Annotated in this window: 14 protein-coding genes; 2 read left to right on the forward strand and 12 right to left on the reverse strand. The window is 40.2% G+C overall.

Annotated features, from left to right (window positions below; all coding sequences use genetic code 11):
- Positions 1 to 174: 174 nt before the first annotated feature.
- The 7 genes from CVS89_RS06700 to CVS89_RS06730 form a co-directional block, all read right to left on the reverse strand.
- A complete protein-coding gene (locus CVS89_RS06700; protein WP_196088134.1) occupies positions 175 to 930 on the reverse strand; it encodes a flagellin in 756 nt (251 codons plus the stop codon).
- Between the two features lie 137 nt (positions 931 to 1,067).
- Positions 1,068 to 2,360, reverse strand: a complete 1,293-nt coding sequence (gene hisD / locus CVS89_RS06705; protein WP_107847687.1) for a histidinol dehydrogenase — start codon at positions 2,358 to 2,360, stop codon at positions 1,068 to 1,070.
- Positions 2,357 to 3,208, reverse strand: coding sequence for a pyridoxal-phosphate dependent enzyme (locus CVS89_RS06710; RefSeq protein WP_107847686.1), 852 nt, complete (start codon positions 3,206 to 3,208; stop codon positions 2,357 to 2,359). The genes hisD and CVS89_RS06710 overlap by 4 nt, the downstream gene beginning before the upstream one ends.
- Positions 3,201 to 4,292, reverse strand: a complete 1,092-nt coding sequence (locus CVS89_RS06715) for an OmpA family protein (RefSeq protein WP_103609058.1) — start codon at positions 4,290 to 4,292, stop codon at positions 3,201 to 3,203. Before CVS89_RS06715 ends, CVS89_RS06710 begins: the two co-directional genes overlap by 8 nt.
- Positions 4,289 to 5,602, reverse strand: coding sequence for a MotA/TolQ/ExbB proton channel family protein (locus CVS89_RS06720; protein ID WP_107847685.1), 1,314 nt, complete (start codon positions 5,600 to 5,602; stop codon positions 4,289 to 4,291). Before CVS89_RS06720 ends, CVS89_RS06715 begins: the two co-directional genes overlap by 4 nt.
- A 4-nt stretch (positions 5,603 to 5,606) precedes the next feature.
- Positions 5,607 to 6,671 (reverse strand): class II fructose-bisphosphate aldolase, encoded by a 1,065-nt coding sequence (gene fbaA, locus CVS89_RS06725; RefSeq protein ID WP_021092185.1) that lies wholly within the window; start codon positions 6,669 to 6,671, stop codon positions 5,607 to 5,609.
- 15 nt (positions 6,672 to 6,686) lie between these two features.
- Complete coding sequence (locus CVS89_RS06730; protein ID WP_009294116.1) at positions 6,687 to 7,505, reverse strand: peptidylprolyl isomerase; 819 nt, start codon at positions 7,503 to 7,505, stop codon at positions 6,687 to 6,689.
- A 94-nt stretch (positions 7,506 to 7,599) separates the two neighbouring features.
- Here CVS89_RS06730 and nth point away from each other — a divergent pair, with 94 nt between their 5' ends.
- The gene (gene nth, locus CVS89_RS06735; protein WP_107847684.1) at positions 7,600 to 8,232 is read left to right on the forward strand and encodes an endonuclease III; all 633 of its coding nucleotides are present in this window, start codon (positions 7,600 to 7,602) and stop codon (positions 8,230 to 8,232) included.
- Here the strand turns inward: nth and dsbD are convergent.
- Positions 8,229 to 9,956, reverse strand: a complete 1,728-nt coding sequence (gene dsbD / locus CVS89_RS06740; protein WP_103594081.1) for a protein-disulfide reductase DsbD — start codon at positions 9,954 to 9,956, stop codon at positions 8,229 to 8,231. The two genes, nth and dsbD, sit on opposite strands and share 4 nt — an antisense overlap.
- A 107-nt stretch (positions 9,957 to 10,063) precedes the next feature.
- On the opposite strand from dsbD, the gene ppk2 reads away from it, so the two are divergent.
- The gene (gene ppk2, locus CVS89_RS06745; RefSeq protein ID WP_002942696.1) at positions 10,064 to 10,873 is read left to right on the forward strand and encodes a polyphosphate kinase 2; all 810 of its coding nucleotides are present in this window, start codon (positions 10,064 to 10,066) and stop codon (positions 10,871 to 10,873) included.
- A gap of 53 nt (positions 10,874 to 10,926) precedes the next feature.
- On the opposite strand, the gene CVS89_RS06750 is transcribed toward ppk2, so the two are convergent.
- The 4 genes from CVS89_RS06750 to CVS89_RS06765 all read right to left on the reverse strand — a co-directional run bounded on the left by CVS89_RS06750 (position 10,927) and on the right by CVS89_RS06765 (position 14,712).
- Positions 10,927 to 11,358: a trehalose-6-phosphate synthase gene (locus CVS89_RS06750; protein WP_107847683.1), complete on the reverse strand. Its 432-nt coding sequence runs from the start codon at positions 11,356 to 11,358 to the stop codon at positions 10,927 to 10,929.
- Positions 11,359 to 11,472: 114 nt separating this feature from the next.
- Positions 11,473 to 13,347, reverse strand: a complete 1,875-nt coding sequence (dnaK, locus tag CVS89_RS06755) for a molecular chaperone DnaK (protein WP_002942660.1) — start codon at positions 13,345 to 13,347, stop codon at positions 11,473 to 11,475.
- Between the two features lie 31 nt (positions 13,348 to 13,378).
- Entirely contained in the window at positions 13,379 to 13,921 is a 543-nt protein-coding gene (gene grpE, locus CVS89_RS06760; protein ID WP_103640103.1) for a nucleotide exchange factor GrpE, read from the reverse strand.
- On the reverse strand, positions 13,918 to 14,712 hold the full coding sequence (locus CVS89_RS06765) for an HrcA family transcriptional regulator (RefSeq protein WP_107847733.1): 795 nt from the start codon (positions 14,710 to 14,712) through the stop codon (positions 13,918 to 13,920). The genes grpE and CVS89_RS06765 overlap by 4 nt, the downstream gene beginning before the upstream one ends.
- Positions 14,713 to 14,946 lie beyond the last annotated feature (234 nt).

Genomic DNA, 14,946 nt, shown 5'->3' on the forward strand with positions numbered 1-14,946 from the left:
AAAATAGATAAAAAAAGGTACATAAGCTATAAAAATAGATAAAAAAAAGGTACACTTGCTACAAATTTTCAAATGAGAAATATCAAATTTTTGATTTGCAAATATATTCTAAAATCAAAAAGTAAAGCATAAAAAATAAAAAGAGAGTTTTACCGGCACAAGGCCGGTAAAAATTTATTCGCCTAGAAGTTTATCTAGTTTTGCAGCCAAGCTCGTAGTGTCATGAGCTTTAGCCAAAGAAGCAGCATGTAGCTTTAAATTTGCTTGTAAATTTTCTTCCAAGCTCTTTGCGATGTCGCTGCTATCAAGATTTTCTACGCTAATAGCGTTTGCTACGCTTCTAGCAGCCAGAGCGTTCATACCCTTAAATACAGCATTTTGTGTCGAGCCGATCTCTGAGCGAAGTGAATTTATATTTTTCAAAATATCGCCAGAATTTGAGCCATCCTCTTTAACATTTAAAAGAGCATTTGTACTTAAATTTATATTTTTTGTGCCCTCGCCTGTGAAAAAGCCAAGCTCGGCGTCAAAAACGTTTTTGCCGTTAAATTTAGCCTCTTTTACACTGTCGCTCATCGCATTTTTAAGCGCATTTATCTCGCCTTTTATGCCCTTTTGCTCGTTCGCTGAAAGAGCTGGGTTTGAAAGCTTGCTTGATAGCTCGCCGATCTTGTCCGCACTCTCGCTTAAATTTAAAAGCGTTGAGTCGGCGATCTGAAGCATACCGATCATTTCGTTTGCATTTGCCATGCCCTCATTTAGGACATTTGTTTGCGAAAGTAAGCTCTCTGCGATTTGCAAATTTGCACCTGATGCTTTGATCTCGCTATTTGCAGAGATGGCGTTTAGCGCCTTTTTCTCGCTATTTTTAGCTTGATCTAAATAATAGTTTCCTGAAGCCTGGTTTGCAGTATAAGTTCCTAACTTCATATCAACTCCTTTTTTAGTAGTTTTGTGATGGATTTTACTATAAATTTCATAAAAAGTTGCAAAAATATTTCTTAAAGCAAAAAATATTATAAAAAGAATTTAGAAAAAAGCCATTTTTCCTAAATTCTTTGCCCTTTTTAGTCTTCTAATCTCACAGCAATTGATCTTTTATGGGCTGTTAATCCTTCGGCTTCGGCTAGCTGCATGCATGGTTTGCCAAGATGCATGATGCCTTTTCTGCTAACCGAGATGATAGAGCTTCGCTTCATGAAATTTTCAACTCCAAGCGGTGAGTAAAATCTCGCACTTCCGCCAGTTGGCAAGGTGTGGTTTGGTCCAGCTAAATAATCGCCCATCGCTTCAGGCGTGAAGTGTCCAAAAAATATCGCTCCAGCGTGTTTTACCTCGTCCATATAGCTCAAAGCGTCATTTGTAGCGATCTCTAGGTGCTCCACAGCAAGCTCGTTCATCAGTTTAAAGCACTCCTGCAAATCTTTTGCGACGATGATAGCGGCTTTGTTTCTCATGCTAGCACTAGCGATTGGTTCTCGTTTTAGAGTTTTTAGCTCGTCCTCTACGTGTCTTTGCACTGCTCTTGCAAAGGCCTCGACTGGCGTTATCAAAAAGGCACTCGCGATCTCGTCGTGCTCAGCTTGCGAGAGTAGATCGATCGCTATGTGGCGAGGGTCCGCGCTATCATCAGCTATCACGCCTATCTCGCTTGGGCCTGCGATCATATCGATATTCACGTCGCCATAAACTAGCTTTTTAGCAGTCGCTACGTAGATGTTGCCAGGTCCTGTGATGACATCGACCTTTGGCACGGTTGCTGTGCCGTACGCCATCGCTGCGATCGCGCTTGCACCGCCTATTTTAAAGGCTGTTTTGATACCACATAGATGCATCGCAGCAAGAAGCAGAGGATTTACCTTGCCATTTGGTGCTGGGGTGCAGACAACGATCTCTTTTACGCCTGCAACGATTGCTGGGATAGCATTCATGAGAAGCGAGCTAGGGTATGCGGCCTTGCCACCTGGGATATAAAGGCCAGCGCGATCAACTGGAGTGTATTTTGCGCCAAGCAAGATGTCGTGCTCGTCCTTATAGGTCCAGTCGCTTGGTTTTGTGCGCTCGTGATAGCTTTTTATCCTATCATAGGCTAAATTTAGAGCCACTCTTAGGGCGTTATCTAGCGAGTTATAGGCTGCTTCCATCTCTTTTACGTCGATTATTATGTCGTTTTTGCTTGTGACATTAAATTTATCAAATTTGCTTATCTGTGCAAAAAGCGCGCTATCACCATCTTTTCTTATCTCGTCTATTATGCCTGCAACCACTGGCATCACGGCACTCATGTCATTGTCACTTCGTCTAACAAGCTGCGAAAATTTACTCTCAAAGTCAGCGTCGCTGCTGTGTAAAAATTTCATTTATGATCCTTTATTTTTAGTTTTCTCTCATATCTTTGCTTTTGTGTAATGTTACCTAAAATTCCGCCCTGGTGGATATATAAAATTTCACTCCCAAGCTTGTCTAAATTTGCAAAAAGCGTGATGAAACCGACTGGGTCGTAAATAAGCTCAAATTCTACGCCACTTTTGCACACTTCAAGCCAAATTTCATAAAGCTCTTTGTATAAATTTCCAAAATGATACTTCTTTGGCGGATTTAAAATTTGCACTTTGCTGTTTTTATCTAGCTCATAAATTTGCTTTTTTAGATAGTCGCTATCCCCTACGCAAGGAGCAGTAAAAACCCTAAGATCGGTGTGTTTTGCCAGGTAGCATGCGCTTGTACCTGTTCCTGAGGGCAAGAAGATATCAGGCTTTATGCCACTTTTTTTGCTCCACTCATTTATCTCGCGTGCCTGCGTGATAAAGCCAAGCTCAGCCTCACTCTGCGCCACACCCTCGTTTATAAAGAGCGCATTTTCGCTCTTTGCTAGCTCTTTAGCAAATTTCTCGCGCTCCTCTTTTACAAAAATTTCCATGCCATTTTCAAGTGCAAATTTGAAATTTCCAACTGGATCTTGCTCTAAATTTGAGCTTAGATGAGAGATGACGTAGTAAAATTTAAGCCCTTTTAGTTTAGCAAAAAGACTTAGGCTATACATGGCATTTGACTGGCTTGAGCCATGAGATACGATGGCTTTGATGCCGCTAAGATCGGCCTTTAGAAAATACTCTAGTTTTCTTGCTTTGTTGCCGTTAAACTCTCCTAGCAGATCGTCCCTTAAAAGCCAAAATTCTCGCCCTCTTAAGCGAATTTTATCAATCACCCTTAAACTCCAAAAATTTCTCTATCTCGTTGATAGCCTCTTTGTTTGAGAGTGAAAATTTGATCTCGATGCGTCTTGAAGCGTCCTTGTCCTCGGCTCCGTCTTTAAAAACTAGCTCGTTGTAGCTTCGCCCACTTGCAACAAGCAGCTTTCTAAGGCGTGCATCGTCGCTAAATGAGTTTATAAACTCCATCACCGCATAGGCTCTTTTTTGCGAAAGCTCTAGGTTGTAAATGTAGCTTCCATCGCTATCTGTAAAGCCCTCTATGACGATCTGATCGATGTTTGAGGCGATCTCTTTATCATTTAAAAGCACGTCAAAATACTTACTAAGCGTGGCCTTTAGCTCCTCTTTGACTTCTTCTTTTAAGACCGCACTGCCCTTATCAAAAAGCACTGATGAGCTAAGCTTTAGCGCGCCTGAGTTTGGGTCGATCTCAATGCTAGATCCTAGCCTATCTTTTAGGGCGGAGATCACTTTTACCCTTATGCCAGTTAGGTTTTTGACCCTGTCACGAGTGACGTTTAGATCCCTTAAGAGCTCGTCATATCTAGCCTCTTTTTTGCTTACTTGCTCGAGCAAAAAGGCGATCTTGGCTAAATTTTTCTCGCTACTTGCATTTGCGTCGCTAAGCGCTCTATCTTTTGATGAAATTTCATCATTTAGCACGATCATCTTTTGATTTAGATCAAAAATGCTAGCATTTAGCTCTTTTATGCTCGCATTTGCGTCCTTGTTTTCATCTATGAGCCGGGCTAGCTTTTCTTTTAGGGCGTCTATTTGGATGACGAAAATTTCATTTGATTTTTTTAAATTTATGTTTTCGTCGCTTATCTTTGAAAGCTCACTTTTTAGGGCGTCATTTAGCTCTTCGAGGGTGAAATTCTTACCCTGAGCGTCTTTTAAATTTGCTAGTGCTGCGATGATGGCTTGCTCTTTATTTTCAAGGGTGTTTTGAGTTAGGACGTATTTTACGACGACAGCGCCTATTAGTAGCATAAAAACAAAGAGCAGACCCGCCATCAAGTCCGCGTACGAAACCCAAAAGCTCGATTGATCTTCGTTATTTTTGTTTATTTTCATTGCACTAGATTTTCGATTTTTTCTATTACAGAATTTGCTTCTTTATCGATCTCGTCTATGTTCTTCTTAAGCTCAGCAATGAGGCTCTCGCGCTCTTTTTCACGCTCCAAGCTCCTGCCCTCTTGCTCATACGCTGCCTTAAATATCGTAGCACTCTCCACGAGCGAGGCTCTAAATGCCTTTAGTGCCTCGTTTTGCTCTTTCATCAAAGAGAGAGAAAATTCTTTTAAAATGGCGTCAAAACTCTTGATAGTCTGCTCAAATTTAAGCTGGCTCTCTTTTGTAGCGTTTAAATTTCTACTAAAAATTTCGCCAAGCTTTGCATGCTCGGTTAAAATTTTAACCTCCATATCTTTAAAGGCATTAGAAAACGCGCCAACCGCCTTTAATATATCGGAGTGGATTTTTACAAATTCATCTTGTTTTAGTCCAGATTCATTTAGCATTTTTAAACTTGCGCTAAGTTCTGCCTTGCTTTGATTGATGATATTTTTCTCAACCTCGCAAAGCTCTTTTAGGCTGTTAAATTTCTCATTTGTCTGCTCGCTTAGCTCTTTTACAAATTTATCGTCAAGCACCATTTTAAAGGCGTCGTGGCTATCTTTAAAGTAGCCTACACTTGCTTTCATGAAATTTGCATTTAGCTCATTTTCCTGCCAGAAAAACTCACGGCTTAGCTCTTTTTGCTCGCTGTAAAATCTCTCAAATTTACTAATGCCGATCTTTTCAAAAAACATCCACCAAAGCGCCAAAAATATGCCGTATATCGATACATAAAACGCCGTAGCCACGCCATTTAGCAGTATAGCGATCTCTTTTTCAAGTCCGTTTGCGGTGCTTGAGCTAAAGCTTGGCATAGAGATAGCGATACTGATAAATGTGCCCAAAATTCCAAGCATAGGAAAGACTGCTTGACCGATGTTTGCTAGGTTGTCATTTCTAAAATTTCTTGTATAGCTCTCGAAAAAATCTTCAAATTTAGCGTTTGCCTTTTTGACGCCTGAAATTTCAAAGAGATGAGCGATGATAAATTCTTTTAGCCTTATCTTGTAATCTTTGGCATTTGCTAAAAAATTTGAGTAAGCTACCAAGGCGCTGTGGCGTGAAAATATAAACGCCACAAAGAGTATAACGCCCATCATCACGATGGTGTGAAGCTTCATCTGAAAATTTATAACGCCAAGATACGCTAGTATCGCCAAGATATAGATAGCTAAAGGGATAAAGATAACTTTAAAAAAGACAAAGAAAGAGTGAGCTTGGCGCTCTTTTGGCACGCTTAGCTCACTAAAATCATTTTGATTTTGCATAGGATTAGTTCCTATTTAGGCAGTTTAAGTCGCTAAAAGCAGTCTGAAGACGCTTAACCATGCTCTCCTCGCCACTTCTTAGCCATTTCCTTGGGTCGTAGTATTTTTTATTTGGCTTATCTTCGCCCTCTGGGTTGCCGATCTGACCTTGCAAGTATGCTCTATTTTTGGCCTCATACTCACGCACGCCGTCCCAGAAAGCCCACTGAGTATCGGTGTCAATGTTCATCTTGATAACGCCGTAGCTTACAGCATTTTTGATATCTTTTAGCTCACTGCCGCTACCACCATGAAATACAAAATTTACTGGCTTGTCGCTTTTTGTGTTAAATTTCTTAGCGACATAGGCCTGTGAGTTTTTAAGAATTTCTGGTCTTAGCACGACATTGCCCGGTTTATAAACGCCATGAACGTTGCCAAAACTAGCCGCGATGCTAAATTTATCGCTTATCTTGCTTAGTCTTTCATAAGCAAGCGCGACGTCCTCTGGCTGGGTGTAAAGAAGTGCATTATCAACGCTTGTGTTATCTACGCCATCTTCTTCGCCACCAGTGACGCCTAGCTCGATCTCTAGGCTGATGCCAAGCTCGCTAAGCTCTTTTAGATACTTCTCGCACGTGCTTAAATTTTCGTTGATATTCTCTTCACTAAGATCAAGCATGTGAGAGCTAAAAAGTGGCACGCCGTGAGTTTTTTTATACTCATGACTTGCTTTTACTAGCTCATCTATCCAAGGCAAAAGCTTTCTAGCGGCGTGGTCAGTGTGTAAAATGACTGGCACACCGTAAGCCTTGGCGAGCAGATGAACATGTTTTGCGCCAGCGATCGCACCAAGAACGGCTGCATTTTCGCAGGCTTTACCAGCGTAAAAACCTGCACCGCCATTACTAAACTGAACGATAACAGGCGAGTTAGCAACCTTTGCCGCTTCTAAAACAGCATTTACTGAGTCGCTGCCTACGACATTTACAGCAGGTATTGCAAAACCTTGCTCTTTGGCATAAGCATAAAGTTTTGTTACATCATCTCCGCTTAAAACACCAGGTTTTACGATATCTAAAACGCCCATTTTATCCTCCAAATTTTATTTGTATTCTATCTTTGCTTTTTGGCGTAGAGCTTCACTTTTTTGTCTAACAGCAGCTTGGAATTTCTCCATTTTTACAGCTTGCTCGATCTCTGGTTTTGCTTGTTCAAAGCTTACAGTGCCAGCAGCTTTGCCATCTTCTTTTAAGATAACATGGTAGCCAAACTGAGTTTTAACTGGCTTAGTTGAAACTGTGCCATTAGCCATTGAAAATGCTGCGTCTGCAAAAGGTTTTACCATTTGGCTTTGACCAAACCAGCCAAGCTCGCCACCGTGTGCTGCTGAGCCTTTGTCGATTGATTTTTGGCTTGCTAGCTCTGCAAATTTCTTAGTTAGCGCCTCACCTTTTAAATTTTTAAGTTGAGCGATGATGTCGTTTGCTGTTTTTTCATCTTCAACTAAGATATGTCTTGCTCTTGCTTGAGCTGGTTGGTTCATGCTAGCTTTGTTTTTGTTATAAAAATCTCTTAAATCGCTATCGCTTACTTTTATGCCGTCAAATAATTTTCTCATATAAAGCTCAACTGCGATGCCTTCTTGTGCAGCTTTTACAGCCTTGATGTAATCAACATCTTTTTCAATGCCTGTCGCTTTTGCGTCTTTTAAAAGAAGTTTTCTGTTGATTAGATCGTCGATTATACGTTTTTTCTCATTTGGTTGAAGCTTGCTAGCGTCAAAACCTGGCATAGCTGCTGATAAAAGCGCTGAAATATCGCTATCGTTTATAGCATCGCCATCAACTGTTGCAACTACTGCTGCGTTTAGAGTGACAGCTGCAGCTAAACTTAAAACTGCTGGAAACAAAAATTTTTTCATATAAATCCTTTAAAAAATTGATTTTATGGGCAGGATTATATCAAATAATGCGGTAACTTTTCGTTTAACTTGCAATTTTAGGTAAAATAGCCAAATGAGAACAAAAAAAGATATTTTAGAGATAAAAAAAAGGCTTTTAGAAGAGTTTAAAGACGCCAAAAGCGAGCTTCAGTTTAGAAATTTATATGAACTTCTTGTCTGCGTCATGCTCTCAGCTCAGTGCACAGACAAAAGGGTAAATTTGATCACCCCTGCCCTATTTGAGGCGTATAAAGATGTTTTTGAGCTAGCAAGTGCAAATTTAGCCAGCCTAAAACTCATGATAAACTCATGCAGCTTTTTTAACAATAAGGCCCTGAATTTGATCAAGATGGCAAACAGCGTGGTTGAGCTTTATAACGGAGAAATCCCACTTGATGAAGAGAAGCTAAAAGCCCTTGCTGGAGTTGGGCAAAAGACCGCTCACGTCGTGCTTTTAGAGGCGACAAACGCAAACGTAATGGCCGTTGATACGCATGTCTTTAGAGTATCACATAGACTTGGCTTAAGCGAGGCAAAGACACCAGAAGCAACAGAAGAGGATCTAACTCTTGCCTTTAAAACTGATCTTGGCAAGCTTCATCAAGCGATGGTTCTTTTTGGACGCTACACCTGCAAGGCTAAAAAGCCGCTTTGTTTTGAGTGCATATTAAGCGATCTTTGCAAGAGCAAAGATAAGGCTATTTAAATTTTCTCAAGCTTTGCTATGAAATTTTTAGCATTTATAAAGCCGATCGTTCTAAGTGCTTTTTGCTCTTCGCCGTCTTTAAAAAGTAGAAGTGCAGGCGGATCGATGAGCCCAAAATTTCTTAACATCTCATCGTTTTGCGTCCCACCGCTTGTCACGTCGATGCGAATAAGCGTAAAATTTGCCAAAGCATTTTTCACGCCAGCATCCTTAAAAGTGATGTGCTCTATCTCTTTGCAGCTCGCGCACCAGTCGGCATAAAAATCCACTAGCACTGGCTTGCTTGAGCTTTTTATCATCTCATTTAGCTCGTTTAAATTTCTAGCTTGTTTGAAATTTAGCTCGCTCTCGTTTTTGGCTAAATTTAGTCCAGAAAGCGGCGAAAACGCGTCTTTTGAGCCCAAAAATGCGCCGATTATCAGCATGAGCGAGTAGATAAAAACTAGCATGCAAAGCGCTTTTTTAAATTTAGCCCAGCCGCTATTTGCTGCCTCAAAAGCGCCAAGATAAATGGCCGCAAAAACGCCTATGACGCCATAACCTAGTAGCTCAAAAAACGCTCCAAGCACGCGTGCTAGTATCCAAACTGCCATTATGAGCATCAAAAAGCCAAAGAGTTTTTTAACTTCATCCATCCAGCCACCAGGTCTTGGCAAGAGTTTGCCAGAGCTTAGCCCTATCACAAGAAGCGGCGCGCCCATGCCTAGCCCCATGACAAAGAGCATTATGCCCCCATAAATGGCGTCTCCACTTTGCGCGATGTATAGAAGTGCGCCTGCTAGCGGTGCTGCCACGCAAGGTGAGACGATGAGCGCTGAGGCAAAGCCCATGATGAAAACGCCAACAAGGCCTGAGCTGTTTTGTGACTTTTTGCTGATTAGGTTTTCAAATTTTGAGGGCAGTTTGATGTCGTAAAAGCCAAACATACTAAAGCTTAAGATGACAAAAATGGCTGCAAATGCGCCAAGCACGTAGATGTTTTGGAGTGCCCCTGCAATGCCAAAACCAAGCAGGCTTGCCCCAACGCCAGCTAGTGCGTAGGCTAGGCTCATTGCAACGACATAAACTAGCGAGAGCAAGAAGCCTTTTTTGGCATTTAGGCTGCCACCCTTTGAGACGATGATGCTTGATAAGATCGGTATCATCGGAAATACGCAAGGTGTGAGCGAGAGTAAGAGACCGTAGCCAAAAAATGTCGCAAGCGAGATAAAAAAGTTTTTGCTGCTTAGCTCATTTGCGATGCTTTGATCTTCTGAAAGCTCTGTAAATTCAGGATTTGTTTCGTCTTTTTGCTCTTTTTCAAAGGCTATGATGCTAAATTTGCCAAATTTCTCAAAGATGTCGTAAATTTTAGTTTGCGGGCGGTAACAGATGCCATTTTTAGCACAACCTTGATAGTTTAAATTTAGCCTAGCATTGCCATTTTTAAGATGCTCTTTTATTAAATTTAATGGGATAAACAGCGAAAAATCTTTTGGATAAATTTCGTATTCGCCGGTGTTTTCGCTCTTTGGCATATTTAAGAGGCTGTTTATCTTCTCTTCGCCAAGTTTAACCTCAAAGCTATCTTTGTAAAGGTAGATATTTTCGCCAAATTTAAACTTGATCTCAACACCTTGTTCATCGATACTTGGGCTTAAAACAAACGCCTTACTAACGTCTAAAACCTCGGCAAAAAGCGAGCCTGCAAACAAAATGAGAGAGAAAATAAATTTAAAAAACATGCTAATCCTTGCTAAATCAAAAGAGATGATTTTAGTCTAAATTCTTAAATTTATTCTATTTTATAGTAAAATCGTGAAAAAGCGTGAAATTTTTAAAAGGAGCGATGATGTCAAAAGATAAAAAGCACCAAAAGAGCGATAAACTTGGCTATGAAGAAGAGCTAAGGCTACTTCAGATAGAACTTTTAAAATTCCAAAATCATGTCAAAGACAAGGGTCTTAGAGTGCTTATGCTAATGGAGGGTCGAGACGCGGCTGGCAAGGGTGGCACGATAAAGCGCCTAACTGAGCATCTAAATCCGCGCGGTTGCCGTATCGTGGCGCTTACAAAGCCAAGTGACGTCGAGAAGACGCAGTGGTACTTTCAAAGATATGTTACACATCTGCCAAGCGCTGGCGAGATCGTGATCTTTGATAGAAGCTGGTACAATAGGGCTGGGGTTGAGCCAGTGATGGGCTTTTGTACGCAGGCTGAGCATAAAGAGTTCTTGCGTGAAGTGCCAAAATTTGAAGAGATGATCATAAACTCAGGCATCATTTTCTTTAAAATTTATCTCTCGATCACAAAAGAGGAGCAAAAAAAGCGCTTCAAAGAGCGTCTAAATGACCCGCTAAAGCAGTTTAAGATCTCTCCAGTAGATCAAAAAGCGCAAGAGCTTTGGGATCAGTACTCCATCGCCAAATACTCGATGCTACTTGCCTCTCACAACAGCATCTCGCCATGGGTGATCGTCTCAAGTGACAATAAAAAAGAGGCGAGACTAAATGTCTTTAAATTTATCCTAACTCATGTCGAGTATCCAAAAAAGATAGATGAGTACTTAAAATACGACAAAAGCGTCGTGAGAGATGGAAGCGAGGAGATCAAGCGCATAGAAGAAGGGCTAAATAAAGATAAGCTAAAGAGCATTGACTAAATTTATTTGGGCTTGGTTGTAAATTTGTGCTTTAAATTTATGACCAAGTTTTGCTAAAGCCACCACATAAGTTTTGCTAAAATGACCATTGCTAGACAAAGCACAAGAGCTATGAGATGTGAAAATTTACCAAACGGATCTGGCTTTTTTAAGATAGTGACATTAAAAACAGAGATGAAAGTGATAAGGCACATTAGAAGTAAGACAGCGATCTTTGCTAGCAAAAGCTTTTGAAAGTTGCTCTGCCACCAGCCATGTTCGCCTCCAAGATAGTCCTTTGCCATAAAAGCTCCGCTTATCAAAAGTAGTAAAAATGCCGTGCCAAAAACCTTTGCACTGCCTTTTGTGTAAGCTTTTTTGACAGCTTCAAGAGTTTGAGGACTTATCGTTTTTTTAGCAAATGGATATATGCAAACATCAAAAAATACATATCCTATAAAGATAATGGCACAAACTAAATGCGTAATAAGAGAAAAAAGATACATTTTTTGCCTTTTTATTTGGCATTATATTGGGTTTATTTGAAAGGATTGCTGATTTGGATTAAGGGTGTGGATGTGAAATTAAAGAGCAAGGCTGATTGCCCTGCTCTAGGAGTTTTACTCGACTTCAGCGTCTATGACGTCGTCGTCTTTTTTGTTATTTCCGCCGTTTGCACCAGCGTTTTCATCTTTTTTATACATAGCTTCTGCTAGTTTGTGGCTAGCTTTGCTTAGAGCTTCTACTTTTGCATCGATTTGCTCTTTTGAAGAGTTTTCATCTTTTAAGACCTCTTTTAGGTCATTTAGCGCAGCTTCGATGTTGCTTCTATCCTCAGCTGGGACTTTCTCGCCAAGCTCGCTCATGCTCTTTTCAGTTTGATGAACAAGTGCATCGGCTTGGTTTCTAGCCTCAACTGCGTCTTTGCGCTTTTTATCCTCTTCTTTGTGAAGCTCAGCATCTTTTACCATGCTATTTATCTCATCTTCGCTAAGGCCGCTTGATCCTGAGATAGTGATGTTTTGGGCTTTGCCAGTCGCTTTATCTTTTGCTGAAACGGTTAAAATTCCGTTTGCGTCGATGTCAAATTCAACTTCTATTTGAGGCACACCTCTTGGAGCTGCTGGGATGCCCTCTAAGTTGAAGTTACCAAGTGATTTATTATCCCTTGCAAACTCACGCTCACCTTGTAAAACCATGATAGTAACGGCACTTTGGTTATCTTCAGCAGTTGAGAAAACTTGACTTTTCTTGGTTGGTATCGTTGTACCTTTTTCGATGATCTTAGTCATCACGCCGCCAAGTGTCTCGATACCAAGGCTAAGTGGAGTAACGTCAAGAAGTAGCACGTCTTTAACATCGCCTTTTATAACCGCACCTTGGATCGCAGCACCGATAGCTACGACTTCATCTGGATTTACACTCTTATTTAACTCTTTGCCAAATGCCTTTTTAACCTCTTCTTGAACAAGTGGCACACGAGTTGAACCACCGACCATTACGACCTCTTTGATGTCACTCTTGCTTAAACCTGCATCTTTGATGACTTCATTTATCTTAGTGATAGTCTCGCCCACAAGTGAGTCGATCATACCTTCAAATTTAGCGCGAGTTAGCTTTTTGACAAGGTGTTTTGGGCCAGTCGCATCAGCTGTGATAAATGGTAAATTTATCTCAGTCTCTTGAGCTGAGCTTAGCTCTTTTTTAGCATTTTCAGCTGCTTCTTTTAAGCGTTGAAGCGCCATGATATCACCTTTTAGATCGATACCAGTTTCATTTTTAAACTCACTTACCAACCAGTCGATGATCTTATTATCAAAGTCATCACCACCTAAGAATGCATTACCACCAGTTGCCAAAACTTCAACGATGTTATCGCCAGTTTCAAGAACTGTAACGTCAAATGTACCGCCACCTAGGTCATAAACTAAAATTTTCTCAGCCTCTTTTTTATCAAGACCATAAGCAAGCGCCGCAGCTGTTGGCTCGTTGATGATACGAAGCACGTTTAGTCCTGCGATCGTTCCAGCCTCTTTTGTAGCCTTTCTTTGGCTATCGTTAAAGTATGCAGGCACAGTGATAACCGCATCTGTTACCTTTTCACCAAGGTATGCTTCAGCATCTTCTTTTAGTTTGATAAGAATTTTTGCTGAAATTTCTTGCGGAGTATAGACCTTACCAGCGATCTCAACCGCGCAAGCGCCATTTCTATCTACAACGTGATATGGCAAGCGAGCCTTTGCCTCTTCAGCATTTTTTTCATTGCTCATCAAACCCATGATACGTTTGATAGAATATATCGTTTTTTCAGGGTTTGTAACTGCTTGACGTTTTGCAACGTCACCTACTAGAATTTCACCTTTATCTGTAAAAGCAACAACAGATGGAGTTGTGTTTTTACCCTCTTTATTTGGGATAACCTTGCTCTCGCCGCGCTCAAAAACGCTCACACAAGAGTTTGTTGTACCTAAGTCTATACCTATAACTTTTGACATATTTTTCCTTTATTAGATTTATTTTTTAAATTTAGTTTGCCACACTGACCATAGCTGGGCGCAAAACCCTACCATTTATCATATAGCCTTTTTGTAAAGCTTGCACGATCTGACCGCTTTGCTTCTCCTCGCTATCGACCCTTAAAACGGCATTATGCACATTTGGATCAAACTCGGCATCAGTTGCGATCTCGCTCACGCCATGCTTTTCAAAACATTTCTTAAACTGATTTATCGTTATCAAAATGCCCTCTTTGATCTTTTTAGCAAATTCATCATCCTCTGGGTCAAAATTTGCAGCGATCTCGAGTGCATCGATGACTGGTAGCAAGTCCCTTGCAAATTTCTCATTTGCATAGCTTGCAACGTCTGCTTTCTCTTTTTCATAACGCTTTTTGATATTTTCAAACTCAGCATTTGCTCTGTAATATTTATCAGTGATCTCGCCAAGCTCTTTTTCGAGCTTCTCCACTTTTGAGATATCGCCAAGTGCATCTAAATTTACGCTATCACTAGCTGCCTCTTGCATAGGCTCAACCTCAGGTAGATTTTGCTCTTTTACCTCTTCGCTCACGCGGCCTCCTTTATTAGATTTATAAATTTCACATAATCAGTATAAACACTGCCAGCACAGATCATCTGCGCCTCGCTACCAAGGTAGTTTGCTTTAAATTTAAGCCCCATATAATTTTCGTCAAACATAGGAGAAAATGTAAGTTTTTCGTCCATCTGCAAGCTAAAACTTGGGTCAAAAACCATCTTAAAGCATCTATCCTTAAACATATCAAAGGCTAAAATTTCGTTTTCTTGGAAGTAAATTTTAGTCCTTTTAAGCTCTCTTATCTTGTTTTTTAGTTCGCTTAAGCCAACTTGAGAACAGATAAGCTCAAGCTTGTCTAAACTAACTCCGATAAGGTTGTTTAAAAATTTATACATCCTAGCGTCAAATTTGACGACAATCTCATCGCCACTAAAATTTAAAACCAGATATCTATCATTTAAATTTAAAATTTCTAGCAACTCCTTATCGATCGTGCCAAAAATCATACAATAAAGCTCAAACTCATCACAGAGCATCTTTAGGCTTCTTGGGTCATTTATCTCTAAACTTATGTCGTTCTCAGTAAAAATTTCACTCCAATATCTTCTCATCGCAGCGATAGTTGGGATCCTGCCGCCACTTATGTGAAGCTTTGTGATCTCGCCCTCATCTGAAAGCTTTTTAAAATAAACACGTATCGTCGATGCTGGTATCGCCATGCTCATACGAGAGCCAAGCTCGTTTGAACCAATAGGCGCATTGTCCTGCAAATAGGCTTCAATGATAGAATTTAATATCAAATCGCGTTTATTTGTTTTACTCACTTTTAGCACTCTTTCTTTTTAATTGCTAAGCGGATTATACAACTTTAGTTTATCAATGTCAAGTATATAAGTTAAAAAAATTTATTTATATATATTTAGCCTATATAACTAAACTTTTCTAATACCTATATTATAAGCTTTGCGTAAAAACAAATAAAATTTAAAGCAAAATAAAAAATTTAACTTCAACATAAAACCCAAAATTTCTAATTTTATTCAAGAATTTAAAAGATT

This window comes from Campylobacter concisus (assembly GCF_003048615.2).
Classification (GTDB): Bacteria; Campylobacterota; Campylobacteria; order Campylobacterales; family Campylobacteraceae; genus Campylobacter_A; species Campylobacter_A concisus_C.

What these genes read in the sequence shown, in the direction of transcription:
- CVS89_RS06700 (WP_196088134.1), bottom strand. Translation starts at nt 930, where the DNA reads ATGAAGTTAGGAACTTATACTGCAAACCAGGCTTCAGGAAACTATTAT.
- CVS89_RS06750 (WP_107847683.1), bottom strand. Translation starts at nt 11,358, where the DNA reads ATGTATCTTTTTTCTCTTATTACGCATTTAGTTTGTGCCATTATCTTT.
- CVS89_RS06730 (WP_009294116.1), bottom strand. Translation starts at nt 7,505, where the DNA reads ATGAAAAAATTTTTGTTTCCAGCAGTTTTAAGTTTAGCTGCAGCTGTC.
- hisD (WP_107847687.1), bottom strand. Translation starts at nt 2,360, where the DNA reads ATGAAATTTTTACACAGCAGCGACGCTGACTTTGAGAGTAAATTTTCG.
- dnaK (WP_002942660.1), bottom strand. Translation starts at nt 13,347, where the DNA reads ATGTCAAAAGTTATAGGTATAGACTTAGGTACAACAAACTCTTGTGTG.
- nth (WP_107847684.1), top strand. Translation starts at nt 7,600, where the DNA reads ATGAGAACAAAAAAAGATATTTTAGAGATAAAAAAAAGGCTTTTAGAA.
- fbaA (WP_021092185.1), bottom strand. Translation starts at nt 6,671, where the DNA reads ATGGGCGTTTTAGATATCGTAAAACCTGGTGTTTTAAGCGGAGATGAT.
- dsbD (WP_103594081.1), bottom strand. Translation starts at nt 9,956, where the DNA reads ATGTTTTTTAAATTTATTTTCTCTCTCATTTTGTTTGCAGGCTCGCTT.
- CVS89_RS06715 (WP_103609058.1), bottom strand. Translation starts at nt 4,292, where the DNA reads ATGAAAATAAACAAAAATAACGAAGATCAATCGAGCTTTTGGGTTTCG.
- CVS89_RS06720 (WP_107847685.1), bottom strand. Translation starts at nt 5,602, where the DNA reads ATGCAAAATCAAAATGATTTTAGTGAGCTAAGCGTGCCAAAAGAGCGC.
- ppk2 (WP_002942696.1), top strand. Translation starts at nt 10,064, where the DNA reads ATGTCAAAAGATAAAAAGCACCAAAAGAGCGATAAACTTGGCTATGAA.